The sequence below is a fragment of the Shinella kummerowiae genome (assembly GCF_009827055.1).
Taxonomy (GTDB): domain Bacteria; phylum Pseudomonadota; class Alphaproteobacteria; order Rhizobiales; family Rhizobiaceae; genus Shinella; species Shinella kummerowiae.
The window spans coordinates 380,140-406,618 of the sequence record NZ_WUMK01000002.1 but is presented as its reverse complement, the minus strand read 5'-3'; the positions used below and the strand labels follow the sequence as shown (position 1 = coordinate 406,618).

23 protein-coding genes are annotated in these 26,479 nt (G+C 63.7%); 13 read left to right on the top strand and 10 right to left on the bottom strand.

Annotated elements, in window-relative coordinates; genetic code table 11:
• Window position 1: 1 nt before the first annotated feature.
• Window positions 2–718: a ribonuclease PH gene (gene rph, locus GR138_RS06415; RefSeq protein WP_160857782.1), complete on the bottom strand. Its 717-nt coding sequence runs from the start codon at window positions 716–718 to the stop codon at window positions 2–4.
• Window positions 719–893: 175 nt separating this feature from the next.
• On the opposite strand from rph, the gene hrcA reads away from it, so the two are divergent.
• Window positions 894–1,973 (top strand): heat-inducible transcriptional repressor HrcA, encoded by a 1,080-nt coding sequence (gene hrcA / locus GR138_RS06410; protein ID WP_160857781.1) that lies wholly within the window; start codon window positions 894–896, stop codon window positions 1,971–1,973.
• 92 nt (window positions 1,974–2,065) lie between these two features.
• Window positions 2,066–2,689, top strand: coding sequence for a nucleotide exchange factor GrpE (gene grpE / locus GR138_RS06405; protein ID WP_160857780.1), 624 nt, complete (start codon window positions 2,066–2,068; stop codon window positions 2,687–2,689).
• 72 nt (window positions 2,690–2,761) lie between these two features.
• On the opposite strand, the gene ptsN is transcribed toward grpE, so the two are convergent.
• The 6 genes from ptsN to lptC form a co-directional block, all read right to left on the bottom strand.
• Complete coding sequence (gene ptsN / locus GR138_RS06400; protein WP_160857779.1) at window positions 2,762–3,226, bottom strand: PTS IIA-like nitrogen regulatory protein PtsN; 465 nt, start codon at window positions 3,224–3,226, stop codon at window positions 2,762–2,764.
• A 74-nt stretch (window positions 3,227–3,300) separates the two neighbouring features.
• On the bottom strand, window positions 3,301–3,876 hold the full coding sequence (gene hpf / locus GR138_RS06395; RefSeq protein ID WP_069060208.1) for a ribosome hibernation-promoting factor, HPF/YfiA family: 576 nt from the start codon (window positions 3,874–3,876) through the stop codon (window positions 3,301–3,303).
• A 250-nt stretch (window positions 3,877–4,126) separates the two neighbouring features.
• A complete protein-coding gene (rpoN, locus tag GR138_RS06390; protein ID WP_160857778.1) occupies window positions 4,127–5,683 on the bottom strand; it encodes an RNA polymerase factor sigma-54 in 1,557 nt (518 codons plus the stop codon).
• 150 nt (window positions 5,684–5,833) lie between these two features.
• Window positions 5,834–6,619, bottom strand: a complete 786-nt coding sequence (gene lptB / locus GR138_RS06385; RefSeq protein WP_160858079.1) for an LPS export ABC transporter ATP-binding protein — start codon at window positions 6,617–6,619, stop codon at window positions 5,834–5,836.
• Window positions 6,620–6,658: 39 nt separating this feature from the next.
• Window positions 6,659–7,222 carry an LptA/OstA family protein gene (locus GR138_RS06380; protein ID WP_160857777.1) on the bottom strand — a complete coding sequence of 188 codons (564 nt, stop codon included), beginning with the start codon at window positions 7,220–7,222 and terminating at the stop codon, window positions 6,659–6,661.
• Window positions 7,223–7,229: 7 nt separating this feature from the next.
• A complete protein-coding gene (lptC, locus tag GR138_RS06375) occupies window positions 7,230–7,901 on the bottom strand; it encodes an LPS export ABC transporter periplasmic protein LptC (RefSeq protein ID WP_160857776.1) in 672 nt (223 codons plus the stop codon).
• A 212-nt stretch (window positions 7,902–8,113) separates the two neighbouring features.
• Here lptC and sppA point away from each other — a divergent pair, with 212 nt between their 5' ends.
• Genes sppA through GR138_RS06360 form a run of 3 tightly spaced genes read left to right on the top strand, consistent with a single transcriptional unit; the run spans window position 8,114 to window position 9,781 of the window.
• The gene (gene sppA, locus GR138_RS06370) at window positions 8,114–9,064 is read left to right on the top strand and encodes a signal peptide peptidase SppA (protein WP_160857775.1); all 951 of its coding nucleotides are present in this window, start codon (window positions 8,114–8,116) and stop codon (window positions 9,062–9,064) included.
• Between the two features lie 9 nt (window positions 9,065–9,073).
• A complete protein-coding gene (locus GR138_RS06365; protein WP_160858077.1) occupies window positions 9,074–9,391 on the top strand; it encodes an integration host factor subunit beta in 318 nt (105 codons plus the stop codon).
• A 45-nt stretch (window positions 9,392–9,436) separates the two neighbouring features.
• Window positions 9,437–9,781 carry a lipopolysaccharide assembly protein LapA domain-containing protein gene (locus tag GR138_RS06360; RefSeq protein WP_160857774.1) on the top strand — a complete coding sequence of 115 codons (345 nt, stop codon included), beginning with the start codon at window positions 9,437–9,439 and terminating at the stop codon, window positions 9,779–9,781.
• 1 nt (window position 9,782) lies between these two features.
• Here the strand turns inward: GR138_RS06360 and GR138_RS06355 are convergent, their stop codons facing one another.
• Window positions 9,783–10,232 carry an SRPBCC family protein gene (locus GR138_RS06355; RefSeq protein WP_160857773.1) on the bottom strand — a complete coding sequence of 150 codons (450 nt, stop codon included), beginning with the start codon at window positions 10,230–10,232 and terminating at the stop codon, window positions 9,783–9,785.
• Between GR138_RS06355 and GR138_RS06350 the strand changes: the two genes are divergently transcribed.
• From GR138_RS06350 to olsB, 5 genes are all read left to right on the top strand, one after another.
• The gene (locus GR138_RS06350) at window positions 10,231–11,433 is read left to right on the top strand and encodes a class I SAM-dependent methyltransferase (RefSeq protein ID WP_420853614.1); all 1,203 of its coding nucleotides are present in this window, start codon (window positions 10,231–10,233) and stop codon (window positions 11,431–11,433) included. The genes GR138_RS06355 and GR138_RS06350 overlap by 2 nt on opposite strands.
• Window positions 11,430–12,284, top strand: coding sequence for a TrmH family RNA methyltransferase (locus GR138_RS06345; protein WP_160857772.1), 855 nt, complete (start codon window positions 11,430–11,432; stop codon window positions 12,282–12,284). The genes GR138_RS06350 and GR138_RS06345 overlap by 4 nt, the downstream gene beginning before the upstream one ends.
• On the top strand, window positions 12,281–12,772 hold the full coding sequence (lspA, locus tag GR138_RS06340) for a signal peptidase II (RefSeq protein WP_160857771.1): 492 nt from the start codon (window positions 12,281–12,283) through the stop codon (window positions 12,770–12,772). Before GR138_RS06345 ends, lspA begins: the two co-directional genes overlap by 4 nt.
• 56 nt (window positions 12,773–12,828) lie before the next feature.
• A complete protein-coding gene (locus tag GR138_RS06335) occupies window positions 12,829–15,114 on the top strand; it encodes a hybrid sensor histidine kinase/response regulator (protein ID WP_160857770.1) in 2,286 nt (761 codons plus the stop codon).
• Between the two features lie 105 nt (window positions 15,115–15,219).
• Window positions 15,220–16,098, top strand: coding sequence for a l-ornithine N(alpha)-acyltransferase (gene olsB, locus GR138_RS06330; protein WP_160857769.1), 879 nt, complete (start codon window positions 15,220–15,222; stop codon window positions 16,096–16,098).
• A 129-nt stretch (window positions 16,099–16,227) separates the two neighbouring features.
• Here olsB and GR138_RS06325 read toward each other — a convergent pair whose 3' ends face one another.
• The gene (locus GR138_RS06325; protein ID WP_160857768.1) at window positions 16,228–18,510 is read right to left on the bottom strand and encodes an NADP-dependent malic enzyme; all 2,283 of its coding nucleotides are present in this window, start codon (window positions 18,508–18,510) and stop codon (window positions 16,228–16,230) included.
• A 113-nt stretch (window positions 18,511–18,623) separates the two neighbouring features.
• Here GR138_RS06325 and mutS point away from each other — a divergent pair, with 113 nt between their 5' ends.
• The 3 genes from mutS (at window position 18,624) to murJ (ending at window position 25,896) form a co-directional block, all read left to right on the top strand.
• The gene (gene mutS / locus GR138_RS06320; RefSeq protein ID WP_338091043.1) at window positions 18,624–21,362 is read left to right on the top strand and encodes a DNA mismatch repair protein MutS; all 2,739 of its coding nucleotides are present in this window, start codon (window positions 18,624–18,626) and stop codon (window positions 21,360–21,362) included.
• Between the two features lie 95 nt (window positions 21,363–21,457).
• Window positions 21,458–24,301 carry a [protein-PII] uridylyltransferase gene (locus tag GR138_RS06315; protein ID WP_246200313.1) on the top strand — a complete coding sequence of 948 codons (2,844 nt, stop codon included), beginning with the start codon at window positions 21,458–21,460 and terminating at the stop codon, window positions 24,299–24,301.
• Window positions 24,298–25,896, top strand: a complete 1,599-nt coding sequence (gene murJ, locus GR138_RS06310; protein ID WP_160857766.1) for a murein biosynthesis integral membrane protein MurJ — start codon at window positions 24,298–24,300, stop codon at window positions 25,894–25,896. Before GR138_RS06315 ends, murJ begins: the two co-directional genes overlap by 4 nt.
• A 6-nt stretch (window positions 25,897–25,902) precedes the next feature.
• Here the strand turns inward: murJ and GR138_RS06305 are convergent, their stop codons facing one another.
• Complete coding sequence (locus GR138_RS06305; protein ID WP_160857765.1) at window positions 25,903–26,379, bottom strand: YcbK family protein; 477 nt, start codon at window positions 26,377–26,379, stop codon at window positions 25,903–25,905.
• Between the last annotated feature and the right edge of the window lie 100 nt (window positions 26,380–26,479).

The window sequence follows — 26,479 nt, the reverse complement described above, 5'->3', positions numbered from 1 at the left end:
CTTATGCGATCGCCTGCTTCTGCATCTCGACCAGTTCGGCAATGCCGTTGCGGGCGAGCGCCATCAGGCTGGAGAACTCTTCCTCCGTGAACGGCTTGCCTTCGGCCGTGCCCTGGATTTCGACGATGCCGCCCGAGCCGGTCATGACAAAATTGGCATCTGTCTCGGCGGCGGAGTCCTCAAGATAGTCGAGGTCGATGACCGACTGGCTGGCGAAGATACCGCAGGAAATGGCCGCGACGTGGTCCTTGAGAACCCGTTCGACCTTGATCATGCTGCGCGCTTCCATCCATTTCAGGCAGTCGTGCAGGGCGATGAAGGCGCCGGTGATCGACGCCGTGCGGGTGCCGCCATCGGCCTGGATGACGTCGCAGTCGACGGTGATCTGGCGTTCGCCGAGCGCTTCGAGATCGACGATCGCGCGCAGCGACCGGCCGATGAGGCGCTGGATTTCCTGCGTGCGGCCGCCCTGCTTGCCGGCCGCGGCTTCACGCCGCATACGGTCGCCGGTGGCGCGCGGCAGCATGCCGTATTCGGCGGTGACCCAGCCCTTGCCGCTGTTGCGCAGCCACGGCGGCGTCTTGTCTTCCAGGCTTGCGGTGACGAGCACATGCGTGTCGCCGAACTTGACGAGACAGGAGCCTTCGGCATGCTTGGAAACGTTGCGCTCGAAGGAAACCTTGCGCATCTGGTCGGTTTTTCTGCCGGACGGCCGCATTGCGAACTCCTGTCTCGTGATATCTGGAACGCTGCTTTAGACCAGTTCGCCCGGCGAGGGAATGGCGCGGCGGTCCTGCGGGCGATTTCTGAGGATGCTGCGCCGCGAAAATCCGTTTTGCGCTTCCGCACGAAATCACTATATTCTCTGGAGATAACGAGGTTGCAGCGCAAAGATGGTTTTGAGGTCTCCGGTTCCTGATAGTCAGGCGGCGCTCGACGAGCGTTCGGGCGAAATCTTCCGCCGCATCGTGGAAAGCTATCTGGAAAGCGGCGAGCCGCTCGGTTCGCGCAACCTGTCGCGCATCCTGCCCATGTCGCTGTCGCCCGCCTCCGTGCGCAATGTGATGAGCGATCTCGAGGAACTTGGTCTTATCTATTCGCCGCATACCAGTGCCGGACGCCTGCCGACGCAACTGGGCCTGCGTTTCTTCGTTGATGCCTTCATGCAGGTCGGCAACATCTCGGCCGAGGACCGCGCCTCGATCGAGCGGCATGTGCGCCCGCACGGCCAGAAACACACCGCCGTCGAGACGATGATGAACGAGGCGAGCCAGGCGCTGTCCGGCATGTCGCGCGGCGCCGGCCTCGTCATCACCTCGAAGAACGACGCCATATTGAAACATGTCGAGTTCATCCGGCTGGAGCCGACCAAGGCGCTCGTCGTGCTGGTCGGCGACCATGACCAGGTGGAGAACCGCATCATCGAACTGCCGGCGGGTGTCACCAGCTCGCAGCTAACCGAGGCGGCAAACTTCCTCAACGCCCATCTTGCCGGCAACACGCTGTTCGAGGCGCGCGCCCAACTGGAGCGCCTGCGCGGTGAAATCAGCAGCGAGCTCGACAAGCTGTCGCAGGATCTCGTCGAGCGCGGGCTTGCGGTCTGGTCCGGAGGGTTCGACGCGGGCAAGCCGACGCGGCTCATCGTGCGCGGCCGGGCGAACCTCCTCGAGGGCCTTGCCGGCGTGGAAGACATCGATCGGCTGCGCATGCTGTTCGACGATCTGGAGCGCAAGGACAGCCTGATCGAACTCCTGAACCTTGCCGAGACCGGGCCGGGCGTGCGCATCTTCATCGGCTCGGAAAACAAGCTGTTCTCGCTTTCCGGCTCCTCGCTGATCGTCGCTCCCTACCGCGACAGCGACGAGAAGATCGTCGGCGCCGTCGGCGTCATCGGGCCGACCCGGCTCAACTATTCGCGGATCGTGCCCATGGTGGACTATACGGCCCAGCTTATGTCGCGGCTTTCGCGCTGAACTCTGGCAATCCAGCCGCCAGCCCTTGATTTTTCGGGCTCAAAGCTCGATATCGGGCCCAACCCCTTAAAAGATGCAATTCGGAGTACGTCATGACCGACGACAACAAGAAACATGGACCTGACGAAGGCGTGGAAAACGGCTTTGACGCAGAAATGTCCGCAGCGGACGACGTAGCTGCCGAGGTTGAGGCGTCTGCCGAGCCGGATCCGATCGACGTTCTGCGCGCGGAAAACAGCGACCTCAGGGACAAGTATCTTCGCCTCGCCGCGGAGATGGACAACCTGCGCCGTCGCACCGAGCGTGACGTGAAGGACGCCAAGTCTTATTCCGTTGCCGGTTTTGCGCGCGACATGCTGGCCGTATCCGACAACCTGCGCCGTGCGCTGGACGCCATTCCGGCCGACGCGCTGGAAAGCGGCGATGCCGGCCTGAAGGCGCTGGCCGAAGGTGTCGAGATGACCGAGCGCTCCATGCTCGCCGCCCTCGAGCGCCACGGCGTGCGCAAGCTCGATCCGGTCGGTGAGAAATTCGACCCGAACTTCCATCAGGCGATGTTCGAAGTGCCGAACCCTGAAGTCGCCAACAACACGGTCGTGCAGGTCGTGCAGGCCGGCTTCGTCATCGGCGAGCGCGTGCTGCGTCCCGCCATGGTCGGCGTGTCGAAGGGCGGCCCCAAGGCGCCTGCCGGCGAGACCAGTGCCGCACAGGCCTGATCATCAATCGAATGAAAAAGAAAAAACCGGCGGTCGCAAAACCGCCGGTTTTTTCATGCCAATTCGAAATGCTCAGGCTGCGTTCGACGCCTGCTCCTCGCTGAGGCAGGCGTAGATCGCGCTCTCGCTGTCGGAGGCGCGCAGCTTTGCAACCATGGTCGGATCGCGCAGCACGCGGGCGATGCGCGACAGCGCCTTCAAGTGGTCCGCACCGGCGCCTTCCGGCGCCAGAAGCAGGAAGACGAGGTCGACCGGCTGGTCGTCCAACGCTTCGAAATCCACGGGGGTTTCGAGGCGCGCGAAGAGGCCGGTGATCTGGGAAAGCTCCTTCAGCTTGCCGTGGGGGATGGCGATGCCATTGCCCACGCCGGTCGAACCGAGCCGTTCGCGCTGAAGAATGACGTCAAAAATCTCGCGTTCCGGAATTCCGGTGAGCTTCGCCGCTTTTGCCGCCAGTTCCTGAAGCATCTGCTTCTTGGAATTGGCCTTCATCGCCGGAATAATCGCACTCTGCTGCAGCAAACCTGCCAATGCCATGCTTTTGTCCTCGTGAGGCGGGTGAAGGGATTGAAGAAACGTGGTGCCGGTTTCCGGCACCACGCTCCCGTCACTCAGCCTTTGATATTGGCTGCGTCGATCCAGCCAATATTGCCGTCGTTGCGTCGGTAGACGATATTGAGCTGCTCCGATCCGGCGCTACGGAAAAGAAGAACCGGCTCGTCCGTCATATCGAGCGCCATGACGGCACTTGCGACGGACATCGTCCTCAGTTTCTTCGTGCTTTCCGCAACGATGGTCGGTGCGTAGTCCTCGGGAAGTTCATCCTCTTCGTCGGGGACCGAATCCATCACCGTGTAGGCCACTTCTGCAAAGGCATCGTGACCATTGCCATTGTGGTGTGCCTTGAGTTTGCGCTTGTATCGGCGCAGGCGTTTCTCGATCCGTTCGGAGGCCGATTGGAAGGCCACCAAGGGGTCGTTTGCTTCGCCATTTGCCTGCAAGGCCATGCCCGTATCCAGGTGGATCTTGCAGTCCGCGCTGTAGCGCGATCCCGCTTTTTCCACGGTGACCTGGCTCGAATATCCTCCGTCAAAATATTTGGTTACGGCCTCTCCGACCTGGTCTTCAATGCGCTGACGGAAAGTTTCGCCGATTTCCATATGTTTACCGGATACACGCACACTCATGGAGGTTTCCTCTCGTTCGTGATTTGCGTGCAACAGTCTATTCCAACCTTCTCCACGTTCCAAGCTTTTACGCATGTGATGGAATTTCCGTCATATGCGGCAAGAAAAGCGGGGATATGTCCGGAATTCCGGCCTGCCTTCTCTTCAGAAGAGGGGCGCGCAGTAGCCCGTCCCGGTGGCGAAGTCAATTAGCGGATTCAGGCATTGTTAATGTTTGGCGGTCTGAAACGCCGGTTCTCCCGGCTTTGTTTCAGGAGGCGGCGGCTTTGGCGAGCGCCCGTTTTTCCCGTCGCCGCTGTACTGAGGAGGGGATGTTCATCGCTTCCCGATACTTCGCGACCGTCCGGCGGGCGAGATCGACGCCGCCCTTGCGCAGGATATCCACAATGTCGTCGTCCGAAAGCACGGCCTCCGGCTGCTCCTGCGCGATCATCGTGCGGATGCGGTGGCGGACGGATTCGGCGGAATGGGAATCGCCACCCTCCGCCGAGCTAATCGAGACCGTGAAGAAATATTTGAGCTCGAACAGGCCGCGCGGCGTCAGCATGAACTTGTTGGAAGTGACGCGGCTCACGGTCGACTCGTGCATCTTGATCGCCTCGGCGACCGTCTTCAGGTTCAGCGGGCGCAGGTGGTCGACACCATGCATCAGGAAGGCATCCTGCTGGCGCACGATCTCGGCCGCCACCTTCATGATGGTGCGGGCGCGCTGGTCGAGGCTGCGCGTCAGCCAGTTGGCCGTCTGCAGACATTCGTTGAGAAAACTCTGGTCCTCGCTGTCGCGGCGCGTGCGGCTTGAGACGGACGCATAGTAGTCGCGGTTGACGAGCACGCGCGGCAAGGTGTCTACATTGAGCTCGATATGCCATGTGCCGTCGGGTGCTGCGCGCACGAGGATATCCGGCACCACCGCTTCCGAGGCGCTCGTCTCGTAACGTGTGCCGGGCTTCGGATCGAGCTTGCGGATTTCCGCCAGCATGTCGAGAAGATCTTCCTCGTTGACGCCGCAGAGCTTCTTCAGCGTCGCGAAGTCGCGCCGCGCGAGAAGTTCGAGATTGTCGATGAGGGCTGCCATGGCCGGATCGTACCGATCCCGGGCCCGCAACTGGATCGCCAGGCATTCGCTGAGCGAACGCGCGAAGACGCCGGGCGGATCGAGTTCCTGGAGCCGGTAGAGAACGCGGTCGACCTCGGCCAGGGGCTTGCCGAGGCGAACCGCCGTCTCCGTCGTGCTGCCCTGAAGGTAGCCGGCTTCGTCGAGTTGATCGACGAGATGCTGGGCGATCAGCCTGTCGATCGGGTCCGACAGGAGGAAGGGAATCTGCTCGTGGAGTACGTCTCGCAGCGTCTTGCGGCTTGCCACGAAGTCGTCGAGGTCGTAGCCCTCGCCGTCTCCACCACCACCCGGCATAGACTTCCACTGGTCGGCGAGTTCAGGCGCATCGGCGGCCCGTGGCCCGGCATCGTCCGGGAACATGTTGTCGAGGCCGCCGTCGAGCGTTTCGGATACGCTTCCCGCGCTGGCGGAATCGTAGAGGTCGGGCTGGAAGCCCTCGTCGCCGCCAGCCGTTTCGGCATGTGCGCGATCTTCGCTGGGCGTGGAATAGTCCTCGGCAGCCCGCTCAGGGTCGCGTGCGCCCTCATCGCCGGAGACGACCTCCAGCAGCGGGTTTCTCTCGACTTCCTGCTCGATGAACTGGTTCAGCTCGACATGCGTCATCTGCAGCAGCTGGATGGACTGCATGAGCTGGGGGGTCATCACCAGCGACTGGTTTTGGCGCAGGAAAAGGCTGGCTGCGAGTGCCATGCGGACGCTTTACTCCCCGGAGAAGCGGCCCTCGGCCATGGTGGCGGGGCGACAAAATCCAACTGGCCCAAAAATTGCTTTTTTGAGAAGTTTGGTCAAGTCGCAGCCGCGAACTTGGTGAAGATCGCGGCGAAGAGGCGCCTATTTGCCCTACAGGCTGAAATTATCGCCAAGATAGAGGCGGCGCACATCGGGATTGGCGACGATGTCGTTCGCGCGGCCATGCGTCAGCACTTCGCCGGCATGGATGATATAGGCGCGGTCGATGAGGCCGAGCGTTTCACGCACATTGTGATCCGTGATGAGCACGCCGATGCCGCGCGAGGTGAGGTGGCGCACCAGCGCCTGGATGTCGGCGACCGAAATCGGATCGACGCCGGCAAACGGCTCGTCGAGCAGCATGAAGGTCGGGTCGGTGGCAAGCGCGCGGGCAATTTCGAGACGGCGGCGCTCACCACCCGACAGCGCGATGGCCGGCGACTTCCTGAGATGCGAGATCGAGAATTCGGCAAGCAGGCTGTCGAGCTTGTGCTCGCGCTCCGCCTTGTCCTTGTGGTGCACTTCGAGCACGGCGCGAATGTTGTCTTCGACCGTCAGGCCGCGAAAGATCGAGGCTTCCTGCGGCAGGTAGCCGACGCCGAGGCGGGCACGGCGGTACATCGGCATGGTGGTGACGTCGTTGCCGTTGATCTCGATCGAGCCTTCATCCACCGGCACGAGACCGGTGATCATGTAGAAACAGGTCGTCTTGCCCGCACCGTTCGGCCCAAGCAGGCCGACGGCCTCGCCACGGCGCACGACAAGCGACACGCCATTGACGACACGACGGTCGCGATAGGTCTTGGTCAGCCCGCGCGCAATGAGGGTCCCGTCATAGCGCGAAAGATCGGCGCTGCGCTGGGGTTCCTGCGCAGCTTTCTTCGGGCGGCGCGTCAGGCGGTTGATGAGGGAAGAAGTCACGGGCGGGACGCTATATCAGTTCGTTTGCTTGCGGGACTTCGGGTCCAGCTGGATCATCACTCGGCCGCCGCAGGCGTCGAGCTTGGCTTCGCCGGTGCGCATGGTCACCAGAAGCTGGCAGCCGACGAAAACGTTCTTGCCTTCCGACAGCACGACCTTCTCGCCCTTCAGCAGCAGCGTCTCGTTGACGAGGTTGAACGTGCCGGTATCGGCGGTTGCTTCCTGCGTGCCGGACTTCAGGTAGACTTTCTCCGAAACGTCGATCTTCTCGATATCCGCGTCGCCGCTTGCCACCGAACCACTGCCGCCGGCGGCATAATAGACCGTCATCTTGCCGGCCTGGAGCGTCGTCGTGCCCTGCACGACCTTCACATTGCCGCTGAACTCCGCCTTGTTCTCCTGATCGCGGATCTCGAGCTTGTCGCTCTGGATCTGGATCGGCTTGTCGTTTGACAGCTGCATGCCCTGCATTCGGCTTGACGTCTGCTGGGCGCCCGCAGGAACCGAGATGAGCGCAAGGCCTGCTGCAAGAACGGTAATGCTGGCGGCCCGGACGGGGGCGGAGAGACTGGCGAACATGGCGCTCTTACTTTGCTCGGTTGCGGATGGCGGCGGGATCGACGTCGACGACGACCTTGCCTTCGAAGATGACGATCCTGCCTTTATCCGTCATTCGCAGCGACTGCGCAACAATGGATGCTTCGCGCGAGCGGATGGAGACGGGCTCCTCCGTCGACATGTTTCCGCCGTCGATATCGAGATGGGCCGAGCGGAAGGCAGCTTCGAGGCCGGTATTCAGATTGATGGTGAAGGGGGCGATCATGTCGAGCAGGTTCTTGCCGCGATCATAGATGCCGGTCGCGGCGATCACCTCGGCGATCGTGCTCTCGTTGACCGGCACCTTCGCCTTGATATTTTCCAGCGTGAGCACATCGGGCTGCTTGATGTCCTGCAGCGCCCGCTCCGCCTTCATGGAATAGCTGATACCGTCCTTGTTGCGCCCGGAAATCGCCGGGTTGCGCATCACGATCTTGCCATCCTCGATGGAAGCACTTTCCACCTGCAGATTATCGGGCACGTAGGTGCGCACGATCGAGACGATGATGAAGATGACACCGATGATGATGGCGGCAACCGGCAGGGCGACCTTCAGAAAGCGCACACGGGAAGAGTGCCGCGTCGCGAGGCGGTAAGCCTCGGCGGATACGCCTATGCCCTGTGCACCCGTTATCGGTGCTTCTGTCACGGTGTCCAGCATGCTGCCTGCTAAAATCTCGCGGTATGGCCTTCGCTGCGAAACGGGGGGCCGCCTCGGATAACGGGCCCCATATGGCGATTATTCCTGAACAAACAATGCTTGTCCAAGAATGTTCAGCGACGAATTGCCATTTGCGTCTGGAATGCCATATCGATAGGGGCTTCTGCAAGCCACCTCAACGGATAGGCGGCCTTTAGCATCGAGGACTGGGAATGGATCACTCCGCCATCGCCGATCGCCGGCACTTGCGCCGCAAGCTCACCTTCTGGCGGGTCGTCGCCGTCCTGATTGCGCTCATCGCCGTCTTTGCCGCCGCCGCCTGGCGCTGGCCGGGGAGCGGTGCGCGCGATCACATCGCGCGGGTCAGCATTTCCGGCATCATCCAGGACGATGCCGAGCTTCTCGAACGCCTCGACCGCATCGCCCGCAACGACCGGGCGAAGGCGCTCATCGTCACCATTTCCTCGCCCGGCGGCACGACCTACGGCGGCGAAGTCATCTTCAAGGCGCTGCGCAAAGTGGCGGAAAAGAAGCCGGTCGTCTCCGACGTGCGCACGCTCGCCGCCTCCGCCGGCTACATGATCGCGACGGCCGGCGACACGATCATCGCGGGCGAAAGCTCGATCACCGGCTCGATCGGCGTGCTCTTCCAGTATCCGCAGATGAAGGAGTTGATGGACAAGATCGGCGTGTCGCTCGAGGAAATCAAATCCGCGCCGCTGAAAGCCGAGCCCTCGCCGTTCCATCCGGCAAGCGAGGAGGCGAAGACGATGATCCGCGCCATGGTGATGGACAGCTACGACTGGTTCGTCGATCTCGTCGTCGAACGCCGCAAATTGCCGCGCGACGAGGTTCTGCGCCTTGCTGACGGCAGCATCTTCACCGGCCGCCAGGCGCTTGCCGCCAAGCTCGTCGACCGACTCGGCGGGCCGGAGGAAATCCGCGCCTATCTCGACGAACGCGAGGTCGCGGCCGATCTGCCGGTCGTCGACTACGAGGCCCCCAAACGCTCGGGTTTCGGGTTGCTGGGCAGCAATGTGGCCGATCTTGCACGCTCCATTCTCGGATTGCCGCTCGAGCTTCAACCGACGATCGAAAAACTGGCTGGCCAAAAGTTGTTTCTTGACGGTCTGGTCTCGGTTTGGCAGGTTGCTCGTGATTGAAAAACAAGAATTTTTGAGGGGGACACAGTGATCAAGTCGGAATTGGTTCAGATTGTCGCCGCGCGCAATCCCCACCTCTACCACCGCGACGTCGAGAATATTGTCAACGCGGTGCTCGACGAAATCACCGACGCGCTGGCGGGCGGAAACCGCGTCGAGCTGCGCGGCTTCGGCGCCTTCTCCGTGAAGAACCGGCCGTCCCGTTCGGGCCGCAATCCGCGCACGGGAGATGCCGTCTTCGTCGAGGAGAAGTGGGTTCCGTTCTTCAAGACCGGCAAGGAGCTGCGCGAGCGGCTCAATCCCGGTCAGGCCGACCAAGATGATTAAAGCCCTGGGCGCCTGATCGGCGCCTTGCGCCAAGCAGGTGATGCCATGATCAAGAGAGTCGTCAATATCCTCGTCCTCATCCCGGTCGCCATCGTGCTGATCGTGCTGTCGGTGGCGAATCGCCAGCCGGTGACCCTGGCGCTCAATCCGTTCCGGCCCGAGGACAGCGTGCTCTCCGTCACCGCGCCGTTCTTCGTCTATCTGTTTCTCGCGGTGATCTTCGGCCTCGTTCTCGGTGCGCTCATCACGTGGTTCACGCAAGGCAAATACCGCAAGCGTGCCCGCATCGAGGCGCATGAGGCCGTGAAATGGCACGGCGAGGCGGAAAAGCACCGCACGCGCGCCGAAGCGATCGCCTCGCAGGCCGTCCTGCCGGCCTCGGCAAAATAAGCTAGGCCGCCCCGCCGTTCAGTTTCGCGCCGAGATCGGCGAAGAATTGTGCCGCGAGTTTCTTCGATGACGAATCGATCAGCCGCGAGCCGAGCTGCGCGAGCTTGCCGCCGATCTGCGCCTTGACGTCATAGGCGAGGATCGTGCCGTCGCCATCTTCGGTGAGTTGCACGTCCGCGCCGCCCTTGGCGAAACCGGCAATGCCGCCCTTGCCTTCGCCGGAGATCGTGTAGCCGAGCGGCGGGTTGAGGTTGGAGAGCGTCACTTCGCCGCTGAAGGTCGCCGAGACCGGGCCGATCTTGATCTTGACCGTCGCCTCAAGCTCCGTCGGCGATTTCATGGTGAGCGCCTGACAGCCCGGAATACAGGCCTTCAGGATGTCCGGATCGTTGAGCGCCGCCCAGACGGCGTCGCGCGGGGCGGCAATGCGTTCTTCGCCGGACATGTCCATGATCGGTCCTCCCTGGAGCTGCCCCGATTGTCGCAATCGGAAAGCGCTTTGCCAAGAGGGGGAGGGATGGTATGGGGACCGCTCGTTTTCCGGCGCTGCCGGCCTGTATTCAACCGACGACGGACGATCAATCGTGAAGGACAGACACCGCCGGCCGAAGATCGGCTCCGCCGCTCCCGCCAAGGCGCAGGCCCAAAGGGCGCCGGTCATGAAGGCGCCGGCACCCAAGAAGGAGCCACGCCCGGCCCCCGATATGCCCACCCGCCCGCTGATGCGCCGCGAGGGCGAAAAGCCGGCCGAGCGCCTGCCTGTCATCCTGGAAACCGCTGGCTCCGACCAGTACCGCCTCATCGACACCGGTGCGGGCGAAAAGCTCGAACAATACGGTCCCTACCGCATCGTGCGGCCGGAAGCACAGGCGCTCTGGCAGCGCAGCCTCGCCGACGGCATCTGGGACAAGGCAGACGCCCTCTTCACCGGCGATACGGACGAAGACGGCATGGGACGCTGGAAGTTCCCCAAGGACATGCTCGGTGAAACCTGGCCGATGCAGCTGCTCGACGTGGATTTCCACGGCCGCTTCACCGCCTTCCGCCATGTCGGCGTCTTCCCGGAACAGCTCGCCCATTGGAGCTGGATGAAGGAGAAGGTCGAGACGGCCGGCCGCCCGGTCAAGGTGCTGAACCTTTTTGGCTATACCGGTGTCGCCTCGCTGATCGCGGCGGCTGCGGGCGCAGAAGTTACCCATGTCGACGCCTCCAAGAAGGCGATCGGCTGGGCGCGCGAAAACCAGGCACTCGGCCGCATGGAAAAGCTGCCGATCCGCTGGATCTGCGAAGACGCGATGAAATTCATCCAGCGCGAGGAGCGTCGCGGCAGCACATACGACATCATCCTGACCGATCCGCCGAAATTCGGCCGCGGCCCGAACGGCGAGGTCTGGCACCTGTTCGACCACCTGCCGCTGATGCTCGATATCTGCCGCGAAATCCTGTCGCCGAAGGCCATCGGCCTCGTGCTGACGGCTTATTCGATCCGTGCGAGCTTCTATTCCATCCACGAGCTGATGCGCGAGACGATGCGCGGCGCTGGCGGCACGGTGGAATCGGGCGAACTCGTCATCCGCGAGAGCGGCACGGACGGCCGGCATGTCGGTCGCGCGCTTTCCACCTCCCTTTTCAGCCGATGGATCAGCGCATGAGCCAGGAACACCACGGAACGCGCCGCGTTGGGCAGGTGAAGGAGGTGACGAGCCTCGCAAACCCGATCATCAAGGACATCAAGGCGCTAGCCAACAAGAAGGACCGCGACGAGACGAAGAGTTTCATGGCCGAGGGCCTGAAGCTCGTCATCGATGCGCTGGAACTCGGCTTCGAGATCAAGACGCTCGTCTACGCCAAGAACGTCAAGGACAAGCCGCAGGTCGTGCAGGTCGCCACGAAGACGGTGGCGCGTGGCGGGCTGGTGCTGGAAGTCAGCGAGAAAGTGCTGTCCTCGATCACCCGGCGCGACAATCCGCAAATGGTCGTCGGCATCTTCACGCAGCGCTGGACGAACCTTCGGGATATCAAGCCGAAGACCGGCGAAACCTATATCGCGCTCGACCGCGTGCGTGACCCCGGCAATCTCGGCACGATCATCCGCACCGCGGATGCAGCGGGTGCGAGCGGCGTCATCCTGGTCGGCGAGAGCACCGATCCGTTCTCGATGGAAACCGTGCGCGCCACGATGGGTTCCGTCTTCGCCGTGCCGCTGGTGAAAACGAGCGTTGCCGATTTCCTCGGCTGGAAGAAGACGGCGGGTGTCCAGATCGTCGCGACCCATCTGGCCGGCGCCGTCGATTACCGCACCATCGACTACAAGAAAAAACCCGTCGTGCTGTTGATGGGCAACGAGCAGTCCGGCCTGCCGGAAGAGCTCGCCCGCGAGGCGGACGCCCTTGCCCGCATCCCGCAGACGGGCCGTGCGGATTCGCTGAACCTTGCGATCGCCACCGGCATCATGCTGTTCGAAGCGCGCCGTCACCTGCTGACACTGGACGAGCGCGGATGAACGAACGCATTCCGCTCATGTCCCGGCCGGTGCCGGTGATCGTCGTCATCCTGCTCGCGCTGCTGCTCGATCAGGCGGTGAAATTCGCCGTCGAGATGTGGCTTCCGTTCCAGGAAGCAGTGCATGTCGTGCCCATGCTGGCGCTCTACCGCACCTACAATTATGGCGTCGCCTTCTCCATGCTGTCGGGCATGGAGGGCTGGTTCATCGTGACGCTGCGCCTCTTCGTCGTCGGCTTCGTCGTCTGGCTGTGGCGGCAGACGCCGAAGGCACGGGGTTTTGCTCATGCCGGCTATGCCTTCATCATCGCCGGCGCCTTCGGCAACCTGATCGACCGGGCGCTGTTCGGCTATGTGATCGACTATATCCTGTTCTACACGGAGACCTGGTCGTTTGCGGTGTTCAACCTCGCCGACACGTTCATCACCATCGGCGCGGGCCTCGTCATCCTCGATGAGCTGCTGCTCCTGCGTCGCGCGAAACGTTAAATTTTTAGCGACTTGCTGAAGCCGATTTGAACGGTCCGTGTGTTAAGCGGATCGTCATGAGCGAACCCGTCAAGCTACAGAATCGGCTCAAGGCCGAATTTGCCGAAGCGCCGCAGCGGTCTGCGGGCGACCGTTTTGACGCGACAGACGATATCCACGATATCGATGCGGAGGGTTCGCCACGCCGGCCAGAGCCGGAAAGCCACGCGATGATCCGCAGCGTGATTGCCGGGGTTGGCCTGCTGTGCGGCGCGCTCGTGCTAGCGACCGGCATGGCGACCGGGTTCTATATCGCGGCGATCGGCCTCGGTCTTGCCGGCATCGCGGGGGCCGCTTTCCTCTTCTGGTCGCGGCGGCCGGCGGCCGGCGTCGAAGCGGCACATGACCGCTCCTGGGAACGCAGCGAGACCTCCGAAATCCTTTCCGCCATCCATGACGTGCTCGGCGATATCGTCGTCATGCGCACGCTCGATGGCCGCATCCTGCGCGCCAATGCCGTGCTCGGCGAGTTGACCGGCACCGCCGCTGCCGAAGGCAAGACCTGCGAGGCGCTTGGCCTGACCTTCCGCTCCCAGGCCATGGCGCATCGTTATGATGTCGACGTGGACGGTCCGGCCGGCAAGCGCATCTATTCCTGGCATGACGTGACGGTGCGCGATCCTGCTTCCGGCGATCTCGTGGTGCATTCCATCGCCCGCGACGTGACCGAGGAGCGTCGGGCCGAAGGCGAGCGCGAGCGCGCCCGGCAGCGCGCGGAGGAGGCGAGTGCCGCCAAGTCGCGCCTGCTCGCCACCGTCAGCCACGAAATCCGCACGCCGCTCTCTGGCATTCTCGGCATGTCGCACCTGATCGGCCAGACGCGGCTGACCGCCGAACAGAAGAATTATCTCGCCGGCATCCGCCAGTCCGGCCATGCACTCGTGCAGCTCGTCGACGACCTGCTCGATTTCTCGACCATCGAGGCCGGCCGTTTCCAGCTCCGCCCGTCGGAGGAGCCGGTGCGGCCGATGCTGGAAAGCGTCGTGGAGATGCTCTCGCACCGCGCCCATGAAAAGGGCATCGAGATCGGCTCCTTCGTTTCGCCGGACGTGCCGGGCCTGCTGCTTTACGATGCGCCGCGTTTGCGCCAGGTGCTCTACAATGTCGTCGGCAATGCCGTGAAATTCACCCATACCGGCGGCGTGTCGCTCGAAACCACGATGGATCGCGGCGCCGTCGTCATCCGCGTCACCGACACCGGCCCCGGCATGAATGCCGAGGAGCAGGCGCGCATCTTCCAGGAATTCGAGCAGACGGGAAGTGCTGCGCAGCGCAGCGGCGGCACCGGCCTCGGCCTTGCCATTTCCGCCCGTATTCTCAACGAGGCCGGCGGCGCGCTGACGCTGGAAAGCACGCCCGGCAAGGGCAGCACCTTCACCATCCGCATGCCGGTCGATCGGCGCAAGACGGCGGGGGCAGCCGGCGCGCGCAAGGGCGTGCTGAAGGGCAGCCTGGTCTTTGTGCTGGCGCCGGCCGGTCCGGCATCGAAGGCGCTGGTGCGCACCATCGATGCGCTCGGCGGCGCCTGCCATCTGGCCACATCCATCGATGAGGCGCTCGATCTCGTCCAGGAACTGGCCGGCCGCGGGGTCGAGCCGACCGACATCATCGTCGACAATCGCCTTGCCGGCGCCTTCCGCCGCGAGCTTGCCGACCTCGGCTACCTGCGCGACAGCCGCGCGCGCCGCATCTATCTCGTCAATCCGGAAGAGCGCAGCGGCCGGGCGATCGGCAATGGCGAGGGTTACGATTCCTGGCTCATCCGGCCGTTGCGCGAGCGCTCGCTGGTCGAGGTCTTGCGCGGCCGCATGAAGGGTATCGAGGTGCGTGATGCGATCAACGACAACCGTCCGATCCTGACGGAACTGCCGGACGTTGCCCCCGAGCCGACGCTCGCCGCGCCGACGGGCGCCCGCATCCTGCTTGCGGAGGATGACCCGGTGAACGCCATGCTGGTGCGTTCGGTGCTGGAGCGCGCGGGTCATGTCGTGCGCCATGTGCCGGATTACCCGGCGCTGGTTGCCGCGCTCGCCGGCGCCACGGATGCCGGACCCTTCGCGGCGGATCTGCTTGTCACCGACCTCGGCATGCCGGGCGGGGAGGGCAAGGACATGATCGCCCGCATCGTCCAGCGCGACTATGGCAATGCCCGCCTGCCGGTCGTGGTGCTGACGGCCGACAGCCGGCAGGGGCTGAGCGAGGAACTTCTGGCGATCGGTGCCGATGCGGTTCTGTCAAAACCGGCGGATCCCGTTCATCTGATTGCCGAAATCGCCCGTCTCGCCCGGCGTGCCACGGCCTGATCTTCGACGCTGGCCGCTTTTCGCTGGCCAGACCGGACGTGCGTCATTGTCCTGTTGCAGAATCGTGGTTAAAACCATGAAGTTTCGTTTGACGGATACAGTGCCATGACGCTCGACCTCGCCCAGACCATCGCTCCGGTGGAGATCGCCCAGAAGACGGTTGCGGTCGCGGGCCGTTCGGGAACGGCCGTGCTCGGCCGCATCGGCAATCTCGAGACGCGCATCGCCCGCTCGGTAACGGAAATCGACGCCGCCCAGGCCGTGCGCTACCGCGTCTTCGCCGAAGAGATGAACGCGAAACTTTCGCCCGACGCGGTGCGCCGCAAGCGCGACATCGACGCCTGGGACATGGTCTGCGACCACCTGCTCGTGCTCGACACCTCGATCGAGGGCGATGCCGAGGAGCAGATCGTCGGCACCTATCGCCTGCTGCGCCAGGATGTCGCCGCGGTGTCCGGGGGCTTCTATTCGCAATCCGAATTCGACGTCGACGCGCTGATCGCGCGCCATCCGGAAAAGCGCTTCATGGAGCTTGGCCGCTCCTGCGTGCTGCCGGCCTACCGCACCAAGCGCACGGTGGAACTGCTCTGGCAGGGCAACTGGGCCTATTCCCTGAAGCACGGCATCGACGTGATGTTCGGCTGCGCCTCCTTCCACGGCACCGTGCCGGAGGAACACGCGCTGGCGCTGTCCTTCCTGCACCACAATGTGCTGGCGAAGGACGAGTGGAGCGTTTCTGCCCGCCCGGAACTCTTCCGCACCATGGACCTGATGCCGTCGGAAGGTATCGATGCGCGCAAGGCGCTCTCCGCCATGCCGCCGCTGATCAAGGGGTACCTGCGCTTGGGTGCGACGGTTGGCAACGGCGCCGTCGTCGATCACGGTTTCAACACGACGGACGTACTGATCGTGTTGCCGATCGGCAAGATTTCCGGCCGCTATCTCAACTATTACGGCGCAGATGCCGGGCGTTTCGCCAGCTAAGCAATTCCGGGAAAGCGCGAAGCGGTTTCCCGTTCGGCGTTGCGTAACGCCAAAAGCAAATTACATGAAGGTCAGCATAGCTTGATTTGCCGCCCGTTCCCTCCGGGACGGGCGGCTTTTTATGTGCCGTCAGCCGGCATTGTAGGCGGCAAGGGCCGCCATGTTGACGATATCGGCGTCCTTCGCCCCCATCGAGACGATCTGCACGGACTTGTCGAGACCGACGAGCATCGGGCCGATGACCATCGCGCCGCCGAGTTCCTGCAGCATCTTCGTCGCGATCGAAGCCGAGTGGAACGCTGGCATCACGAGCACGTTGCCGGGGCCGGAAAGGCGGCAGAACGGGTACTGTTCCATGATGCGCGGATTGAGCGCCACATCGGCCGCCATTTCGCCGTCATATTCGAAATCAACGCGGCGCCGGTCGAGGATCTTGACGGCCTCGCGCACGCGCTCCGAGCGTTCGCCCGAGGGATGGCCGAAGGTCGAGTAGGCGAGCATCGCCACGCGCGGGTCGTAGCCGAGGCGGCGGGCGAGGCCGGCTGCTTCTTCCGCAATGTCGGCCAGCTCTTCCGACGACGGCATGTCGTGCACGGCCGTATCGGCAACCAGCACCGTGCGGCCGCGGCAAAGCGCCAGCGACGCGCCTATGACGCGATGGCCGGGCTTGGCGTCGATGCAGCGGCGCACGTCTTCCAGCGCGGTGGAATAGTTGCGGGTGAGGCCCGTCACCATCGCATCCGCATCACCGAGTGCCACCATGCAGGCGGCAAAGTGGTTGCGGTCGTTGTGGATCAGGCGTTGGGCATCGCGGTAGAGGTAACCCTTGCGCTGGATGCGCGCGTAGAGATAGTCGATATAGGCATCGTTGCGCGTCGAAATACGGGCGTTGAGCAGCTCGATGCCCGGCCGGTCGAGATCGATGCCGGCGCGTTCGGCCACTTCACGCATCCGGTCGTCGCGGCCGACGAGGATCGCCGTGCCGAGCTGCTGGTTGGCGTAGGACACGGCGGCGCGCATCATCTGCTCTTCCTCGCCCTCGGCGAAGACGACCCGCTTCGGGTGACGGCGCACGCGGGCGTAGATTTGCTGCAGGGTCGAGGCGATCGGGTCGCGCCGCGCCTTCAGATCGCGGGCATAGGCGTCGAGATCCGGGATGTCCTTGCGTGCGACACCCGTCTCCATCGCCGCCTTGGCAACGGCGACCGGGATGGCCGAGATCAGCCGCGGGTCGAACGGCACGGGGATGATGTACTGCGCGCCGAAACGCGGGCGCACACCCTGATAGGCGGCGGCGACGTCGTCCGGCACGTCTTCCTTGGCGAGATGGGCGAGCGCTTCGGCCGCCGCGATCTTCATCGCATCGTTGATCGTCGAAGCGCGCACATCGAGCGCGCCGCGGAAGATATAGGGGAAGCCGAGCACGTTGTTGACCTGGTTCGGATAGTCCGAACGGCCGGTAGCGACGATCGCGTCGTCACGGATGCGGGCGACCTCTTCCGGCGTGATTTCCGGGTCGGGATTGGCCATGGCGAAGATGATCGGCCGCGGCGCCATGGAGCGGATCATGTCTTCCGAGAAGGCGCCCTTGGCCGACAGGCCGAAGACGACGTCCGCGCCGTCCATGGCTTCGACGAGGGTGCGGCGGTCGGTCTTGACCGCATGCGCCGACTTCCACTGGTTCATGCCCTCTTCGCGGCCCTGGAAGATGACGCCCTTGGTGTCGCAGAGGATGACGTTCTCCGGCGCGAAACCCATCGACTTGATGAGCTCGATGCAGGCGATGGCGGCGGCACCCGCGCCATTGCAGACGAGCTTGGTCGTCTTGAAGTCGCGCCCGGTCAGTGCCAGCGCGTTGATGAGGCCGGCGGCGGCGATGATCGCGGTGCCGTGCTGGTCGTCGTGGAAGACGGGGATGTCCATCAATTCGCGCAGGCGCTGCTCGATGATGAAGCAGTCGGGGGCCTTGATGTCTTCAAGATTGATGCCGCCGAAGGAGGGGCCGAGATAGCGAACGCAGTTGATGAACTCGTCGACATTTTCCGTGTCGACCTCGAGGTCGATCGAATCGACGTCGGCGAAGCGCTTGAAGAGCACCGACTTGCCTTCCATCACGGGCTTGGAGGCGAGTGCGCCGAGATTGCCGAGGCCGAGGATCGCGGTGCCGTTCGAGATGACGGCGACCATGTTGCCACGCGTCGTGTAGTCATACGCCGTCGAGGGGTCTTCGGCGATGGCCTTCACCGGCACGGCGACGCCCGGTGAATAGGCGAGCGACAGGTCGCGCTGTGTCGCCATCGGCTTGGTCGGCGTGATTTCCAGTTTGCCGGGACGCCCGGACGAGTGGAAATCCAGCGCTTCCTTGTCGGTGACGGTTGCCCTCTGGTGATCGGTTTTGTCGGTACCCGGCATATTCCCCCCTTACACTCCTGTGGGCGATAGACCCATAGCTGCTCACAGCTGTTGTTTTCTATATCGCTGCATGGCTAGGGTGGCACCTCTTTTTTGGGAAGAACAGTCAATCCGTGAACGATCAGATCGCCCGCCAGACCGATATCCTGTCGACCGCCGAGCTTGCCAGCGACGAAAGCCGCGCATCGGCGACGCCGATGATGGAACAATATATCGAGATCAAGGCGAACAATCCCGATAGCGTGCTGTTCTATCGCATGGGTGATTTCTACGAGCTGTTCTTCCAGGACGCCGTGGAGACGTCGCGCGCGCTCGGGATCACCTTGACGAAGCGCGGCCAGCATATGGGGCTCGATATCCCGATGTGCGGCGTGCCCGTCCATGCCGCCGATGATTATCTGCAAAGGCTGATCGCGCTTGGCTTTCGCGTCGCGGTCTGCGAGCAGGTCGAGGACCCGGCGGAGGCGAAGAAGCGCGGTTCGAAATCCGTCGTGCGCCGCGATGTCGTACGTCTCGTGACCCCCGGCACGCTGACGGAAGAAAAGCTGCTCTCGCCGTCCGACGCCAACTACCTGATGGCCGTCGCCCGCATCCGTGGCGGCGCGGAACCGGCGATGGCGCTTGCCTGGATCGACATTTCGACCGGCATTTTTCGCCTGTCGGAAACCGCGCAGGGCCAGTTGCTCGCCGATATCCTGCGCATCGACCCGCGCGAACTGATCGTGCCGGACACACTGTTCCACGATCCGGAGTTCCGCCCGGTGCTGGATGTCGTCGGCCGCGTGGCGGTGCCGCAGCCGGCGGTGCTGTTCGACAGCGCAACGGCGGAAGGTCGTATTGCGCGCTATTTCGGCGTTTCGACACTGGACGGTTTCGGCACGTTCTCACGCGCCGAGCTGGCGGCAGCCTCCGCCGCCGTTGCCTATGTGGAAAAGACGCAGATCGCCGAGCGCCCGCCGCTTGGTCGGCCGGAGCGTGAAAGCTCCGCCTCCACGCTGTTCATCGATCCCGCCACGCGCGCCAATCTCGAACTGGTGCGCACGCTTTCCGGCGAACGCAGTGGCACGCTGTTGAAAGCCATCGACCGCACGGTGACGAGCGGCGGTGCGCGGCTTCTGGCCGAGCGCTTGATGTCGCCGCTGACCGATCCCGAGGCGATCAATGCACGGCTCGATTCGATTTCGGCTCTCGCCGAACGGCCTTCCTTTTGCGAAGACTTGCGACGGGCCCTGAAGCGGCTTCCCGACATGCCGCGTGCCCTGTCGCGCATCGCGCTCGGCCGCGGCGGCCCGCGCGATCTCGGCGCGATCTTCCAGGGTCTTTCCAGCTCCGCGGAAATCGCGCAATTGATGGCCGTGGAAGATCTCGACGGCGAGCTTTCCGAGGCCCGCAAGGCCATTGCAGCACTACCGATCGACCTTTCGCACCGCCTTGCCTTCATGCTCGCCGACGAACTGCCGCTTCTCAAGCGCGACGGCGGTTTCATCCGCGAAGGCGCGGATAGTGAACTCGATGAGATGCGCGCGCTGCGTGACCAGTCGCGCCGTGTCATCGCAGGCCTCCAGCTTCAATATGCCGAGGAGACTGGCGTCAAGTCGCTGAAGATCAAGCACAACAATGTGCTCGGCTACTTTATCGAGGTTTCTGCCGGCAACGCTTCGGCACTGACGGATGGCGACGAGGCGAAGGCGCGCTTCATCCACCGCCAGACCATGGCGGGCGCCATGCGGTTCACGACGACCGTGCTCTCCGAGCTGGAAACGAAGATCGCCAACGCCGCCGACCGCGCGCTCGCCATCGAGTTGAAAGCCTTCGACGGCCTCGTCGAGGCGGTCGTCGCCAAAGCCGAGGCCATCAAGGCGGCGGCGCGGGCGCTTGGCGTCGTCGACGTGTCCGTTGGGCTTGCGGCGCTGGCCGAGGAGCAGGCCTATTGCCGGCCGATCGTCGATCATTCCACGATGTTCGCCATCGTCGGCGGGCGGCATCCCGTCGTCGAGCAGGCGTTGCGCCGCCAACAGGGCGCCGCCTTCGTCGCGAACGCCTGCGATCTCTCGCCGGCGGATGGCAAGGGGCACGGCGCGATCTGGCTGCTCACCGGCCCGAACATGGGTGGTAAGTCGACCTTCCTGCGCCAGAACGCCCTGATCGCCATCCTTGCCCAGATGGGCGCCTACGTCCCGGCCGAAAGCGCCCATATCGGCATCGTCGACCGGCTGTTTTCGCGCGTCGGCGCCTCGGACGACCTGGCGCGCGGCCGCTCCACCTTCATGGTCGAGATGGTCGAGACGGCGGCGATCCTCAACCAGGCGACCGACCGGTCGCTTGTCATCCTCGACGAAATCGGCCGCGGCACCGCCACCTTCGACGGCCTGTCCATCGCCTGGGCGGCCGTGGAACATCTGCACGAAGCCAATCGCTGCCGCGGGCTTTTCGCCACGCATTTCCACGAATTGACGGTGCTGTCCGAAAAACTCGGGCGCCTTTCCAACGCCACAATGCGCGTCAAGGAGTGGGATGGCGACGTGATCTTCCTGCACGAGGTCGGGCCGGGTGCCGCGGACCGCTCCTACGGCATCCAGGTCGCGCGGCTTGCGGGTCTGCCGGCCTCCGTTGTGGCGCGCGCGAAAGACGTGCTGGCCAAGCTGGAGGATGCGGACCGCAAGAATCCGGCAAGCCAACTCATCGATGATCTGCCGCTGTTCCAGGTTGCGGTGCGTCGCGAGGAGGCGCGCCGGGATTCGGCCCCCTCCAAGGTCGAGGCGCTGGTCAAGGACATCAACCCGGACGACATGACGCCGCGCGAGGCACTCGATGCCCTTTATGCGCTGAAGAAAGAACTTGGCAATCGCTAGCGCCTAGGATGGCTGTTTTCCGGCGCTGAAAGGGTCTATAGCGCATGCGAACCGAACGGGCGGTGGAAGACAAGCGGGACGCAGGCCGGCATCCGATGGAACATAAGCTTTTGGCACCGGCCGATTCCGGTCTTCTCGATGTGCCGGCGTTGCGCGCCAGATGCGAATTCATCGCCAGCACCAATGCGGACTACCGCGACCGGCTGCGTCGCGAGCTTCTCGCCGAGTTCAAGAAGGTCAATGCGGCCGGCCGCGAGCGGGCGCGCGAACTGCTCTTTGCCGATGGCAGCGGCCTGCAATGCGCCGCCCGCATTTCCTGGCTGCAGGACCAGTTGATCGCCGTTCTGCACGATTTTGCCCTGAACCACGTTTTCAGCGCCGGCCAGGCCTCGCCTGCCAGCCGCATCACGGTCACGGCCGTCGGTGGTTATGGCCGCGGCACGCTGGCGCCGGGCTCGGATATCGACCTGCTGTTCCTGCTGCCGGCAAAACCCGCCGCCTGGAGCGAGCCGGCCATCGAGTTCATGCTCTACATTCTGTGGGATCTCGGCTTCAAGGTCGGCCACGCCACGCGCAATCTGGAAGAGTGCATCCAGCTCTCCAAGGGCGACATGACGATCCGCACCGCGATCCTCGAGGCGCGCTACATCTGCGGTTCGGTCGCGCTGTTCGAGGAGCTCGCCGTTCGCTTCGACCGCGAGATCATGCGCGGCACCGGCCCGGAATTCATCGCGGCGAAGCTTGCCGAGCGCGACGAGCGTCACCGCAAGGCAGGCGACACGCGCTATCTCGTTGAACCGAACGTCAAGGAAGGCAAGGGCGGGCTGCGCGACCTGCACACGCTGTTCTGGATCGCCAAGTATTTTTATCACATCCGCGATCCCGCCGAGCTGGTGAAGCTCGGGGTCTTGTCGCGCAAGGAATACAAGCTTTTCCAGAAGGCCGACGATTTCCTCTGGGCGGTGCGCTGCCACATGCATTTCCTGACGGGCAAGGCCGAGGAGCGGTTGTCCTTCGATATCCAGCGTGAGATCGCCGAATGCCTCGGCTACCAGCCGCATCCGGGTCTCTCCGCCGTCGAACGCTTCATGAAACACTATTTCCTCGTCGCGAAGGATATCGGCGACCTGACGCGCATCTTCTGCGCGACGCTGGAAGACCAGCAGGCGAAGGAAGCACCCGGCATCACCGCCGTCATCAGCCGCTTCACCCGCCGCACGCGGAAAATCGCCGGCACGCTGGATTTCCTCGAGGACCGCGGCCGCATCACCATTGCCGATGCGGAGGTCTTCAAGCGCGACCCCGTCAATCTCATCCGGCTGTTCCACATCGCCGATATCAACGGGCTGGAATTCCATCCCGACGCGCTGAAGCAGGTCACGCGCTCGCTGAAGCTCATCAATGCGGCGCTGCGTGAGAATGAGGAAGCGAATCGCCTCTTCCTGTCGATCCTCACCTCGCCGCGCGACCCGGCACTCATCCTGCGCCGCATGAACGAGGCCGGTGTGCTCGGCAAGTTCATCCCGGAATTCGGCAAGATCGTCGCGATGATGCAGTTCAACATGTATCACCACTACACGGTCGACGAGCACCTCATCCGCGCGGTGGGTGTGCTCGCCAATATCGACCAGGGCCGCGAGAAGGAAGCGCATCCGCTGAGCTATCAGGTGATGCCCGGCATCGAGGATCGTATCTCGCTCTATGTCGCGGTGCTGCTGCACGACATCGCCAAGGGCCGGCCGGAGGACCATTCCGAGGCGGGCGCCAAGGTGGCGCGCAAACTCTGCCCGCGCTTCGGCCTTTCGCCAAAGCAGACGGAACTGGTGGTTTGGCTGATCGAGGAACACCTCACCATGTCGATGGTCGCCCAGACGCGCGACCTCAACGACCGCAAGACCATCGTCGACTTTGCCGAGAAGGTGCAGTCGATGGAGCGGCTGAAGATGCTGCTGGTACTGACGGTCTGCGATATCCGCGCCGTCGGCCCCGGCGTGTGGAACGGCTGGAAGGGCCAGCTTTTGCGCACGCTCTATTACGAAACCGAGTTGTTGATTTCCGGCGGCTTCTCCGAATTGTCGCGCAAGGAACGCGCCCAGGCGGCGCGGGATGTCCTGTCCAATGCCCTGCCGGCCGACTGGAGCCAGAAGGACCGAAAGACCTATACGAAGCTGCACTACGATCCCTACCTGCTGACGGTGTCGCTGGAGGATCAGGTGCGCCATGCGAGCTTCATCCGCGAGTCGGACAAGGCCGGCAAGCCGCTCGCCACCATGGTGCGCACGCATTCCTTCCACGCCATCACCGAAATCACGGTTCTGTCGCCCGACCATCCGCGCCTGCTGACGGTGATCGCCGGCGCCTGTGCCGCGGCGGGTGCCAACATCGTCGATGCGCAGATCTTCACGACCTCCGACGGGCGGGCGCTCGACACCATCCTCGTCAACCGCGAATTCCCGAACGATGCCGACGAGACGCGCCGCGCCGGCACGATCGGCCGGATGATCGAGGACGTGCTCTCCGGCCGCAAGCGCCTGCCGGAGGTGATCGCGACGCGTACCAAGAGCCGCAAGCGCAGCCGCGCCTTTACCGTTTCCCCGGCCGTCACGATCTCCAACACGCTGTCGAACAAGTTCACGGTCATCGAGATCGAGTGCCTCGACCGGCCCGGCCTGCTGTCCGAAGTGACGGCGGTGCTGTCGGACCTGTCGCTCGACATCGCCTCGGCGCACATCACCACCTTCGGCGAAAAGGTCATCGATACGTTCTATGTCACTGACCTCGTCGGCCAGAAGGTCACCAACGACAACCGGCATACCAATATCATCGCCCGCTTGAAGGCTGTCATGGCGGACGAGGCGGATGAAGTGCGCGACCGCATGCCACCGGGCATGATCGCGCCGGTCGCCCCGGCGCCGAGAAGGGTCAAGGCACAACAATGAGTCTGGTCAAGAAATTCGCGACCGTCGGCGGCGCGACACTCGGCAGCCGTGTGCTCGGTTTTGCGCGCGAAACGCTGATGGCGGCGGCACTCGGCACCGGGCCGATGGCCGACGCCTTCTACGCCGCCTTCCGGTTCCCGAACCTCTTCCGTCGCCTGTTTGCCGAGGGTGCCTTCAACGCCGCCTTCGTGCCGCTTTTCGCCAAGGAGATCGAGGCCGGCGGCATCGAGGGGGCCAAGCGCTTCTCCGAAGAAGTGTTTGGCGTGCTCTTCACCGTGCTCTTGATGCTGACCATCGCGATGGAGCTGCTGATGCCGCTCATCGTCGCCTGGGTCATCGCGCCGGGCTTCGTGGGCGATGCGGAAAAGTTCGACGTGACGGTCAAGCTCGCCGTCGTTATGTTCCCTTATCTCATGTGCATGTCGCTGACGGCGATGCTGTCGGGCATGCTGAACTCGCTGCACCACTATTTCGCCGCCGCCATCGCCCCGGTCTTCCTCAATGTCGTGTTGATCGGCGCACTTGGTTACGGCCTCTGGCAGGGCGCGTCGCCGCTCCAGGTGGCCTGGTATCTCTCCTGGGGCGTGCTTGTCGCCGGCCTGTTGCAGATGGCGGTGCTCTATGCCGGTGTTCGCCAGGCGGGCATGAAGATCGGTTTCCGCCGCCCGCGCATGACACCGAACGTCAAGCGCCTGCTGTGGCTCGCCTTCCCCGCGGCCATCACAGGCGGCATCACCCAGATCAACCAGATCATCGGCCAGATGATCGCCTCCACCAAGGACGGCGCGATTTCCGTGCTGCAATATGCCGACCGCGTCTACCAGCTGCCGCTCGGCGTCGTCGGCATCGCCGTCGGCGTCGTGCTGTTGCCGGAACTGGCGCGGGCGCTGAAGGGCGGGCAGGAGCGGGAAGCCGGCAACCTGCAGAACCGTTCGCTGGAATTCGTGCTGTTCCTCACCCTGCCGGCCGCCGGCGCCCTCTGGGTGATTTCCGATGAGATCGTGCGCGTGCTTTACGAGCGCGGCGCCTTCAGCCCGGAAACCACGTCCGTCGTGGCTGGTACGCTTGCCATCTACGGTCTCGGCCTGCCGGGCTTCGTGATGATCAAAGCGCTGAACCCCGGTTTCTTCGCCCGCGAGGACACCAAGACGCCGATGCGCATCACGCTTATGTCGGTTGTCATCAACTGTGTGCTCGCGGTCTCGCTTTTCCCGTTGTTCTACGAGCGCGGCATCGCCACCGCGGAAGCCGTGTCCGGCTGGCTGACGGCCGTGCTGCTTTTCGTGACGCTGGTGCGTCGTGGCCACTGGCCATTGGAAAAGGCGCTGCTCTGGCGTGTCGCCCGGCTGTTGATCGCGACGGTCATCATGGCCGTGGCGCTCGACTATGCCTCCGACTATCTCGCCGGTCGCCTCGCGCCCTCGTCACCCCTCTACGAACAGTTGCTGGCGCTTGGTCTGCTCATCGGCCTTGCCATGGTCGTCTATTTCTCCGTCGCCTTCCTGATCGGCGGCGCCAACCTCGGCATGATCCGCCGCAACATCAAGCGCAAGCCCAAGGCTGCGGCAGCGCCCACCGACGAGCAGTCGCAATAGGCTTTCTCAGCGTGCGGCAAGCGTCGTGCGCCGTCCAAGCCGGGCCAGTCCGCCGCAATGGTGCCAGCGCCGTTTCGGCCCGACATCGACATGGACGATGCCGTTACAATAGGTGCCGATGCCGCCGATCGATGGCGCGGACCGCGCGGCGGCAATGATCCGCTTCACGGAAACGCCCGGCACGCGGATATCGGCAGCAAGGCATTTGCGATGCAGCGATCCGCGGCGCCCGCCGGAGCGATGGCCGGAGGTGACGAGTGGGCGACGCCCGACCTGGCGCGCGATATGGGAGAGGATCACCCGCAATTTGCCCGGAAAACATCGGTGCCGCACACGCGTCGTCTGGACGGTATAGACCTTGGCGACGCCGCCTTTTTCGCTCTTGGCGATATGTTTGTGATTGCCGCCTGCCGAGGCTTCGGCCGCGAAAATCGATGAAAGGGCGATCACACAGGCAAGCAGGGTCGAGCAATTGTTGCGCATGGCACACTCCGGTTTGCACCGCTGCGTCGAAACGCGGCCGATCGAAATCCGACTGCCCCTTTCCCCGCCGGGACCAGAGGCCCGGAAAGTGTCATTTATG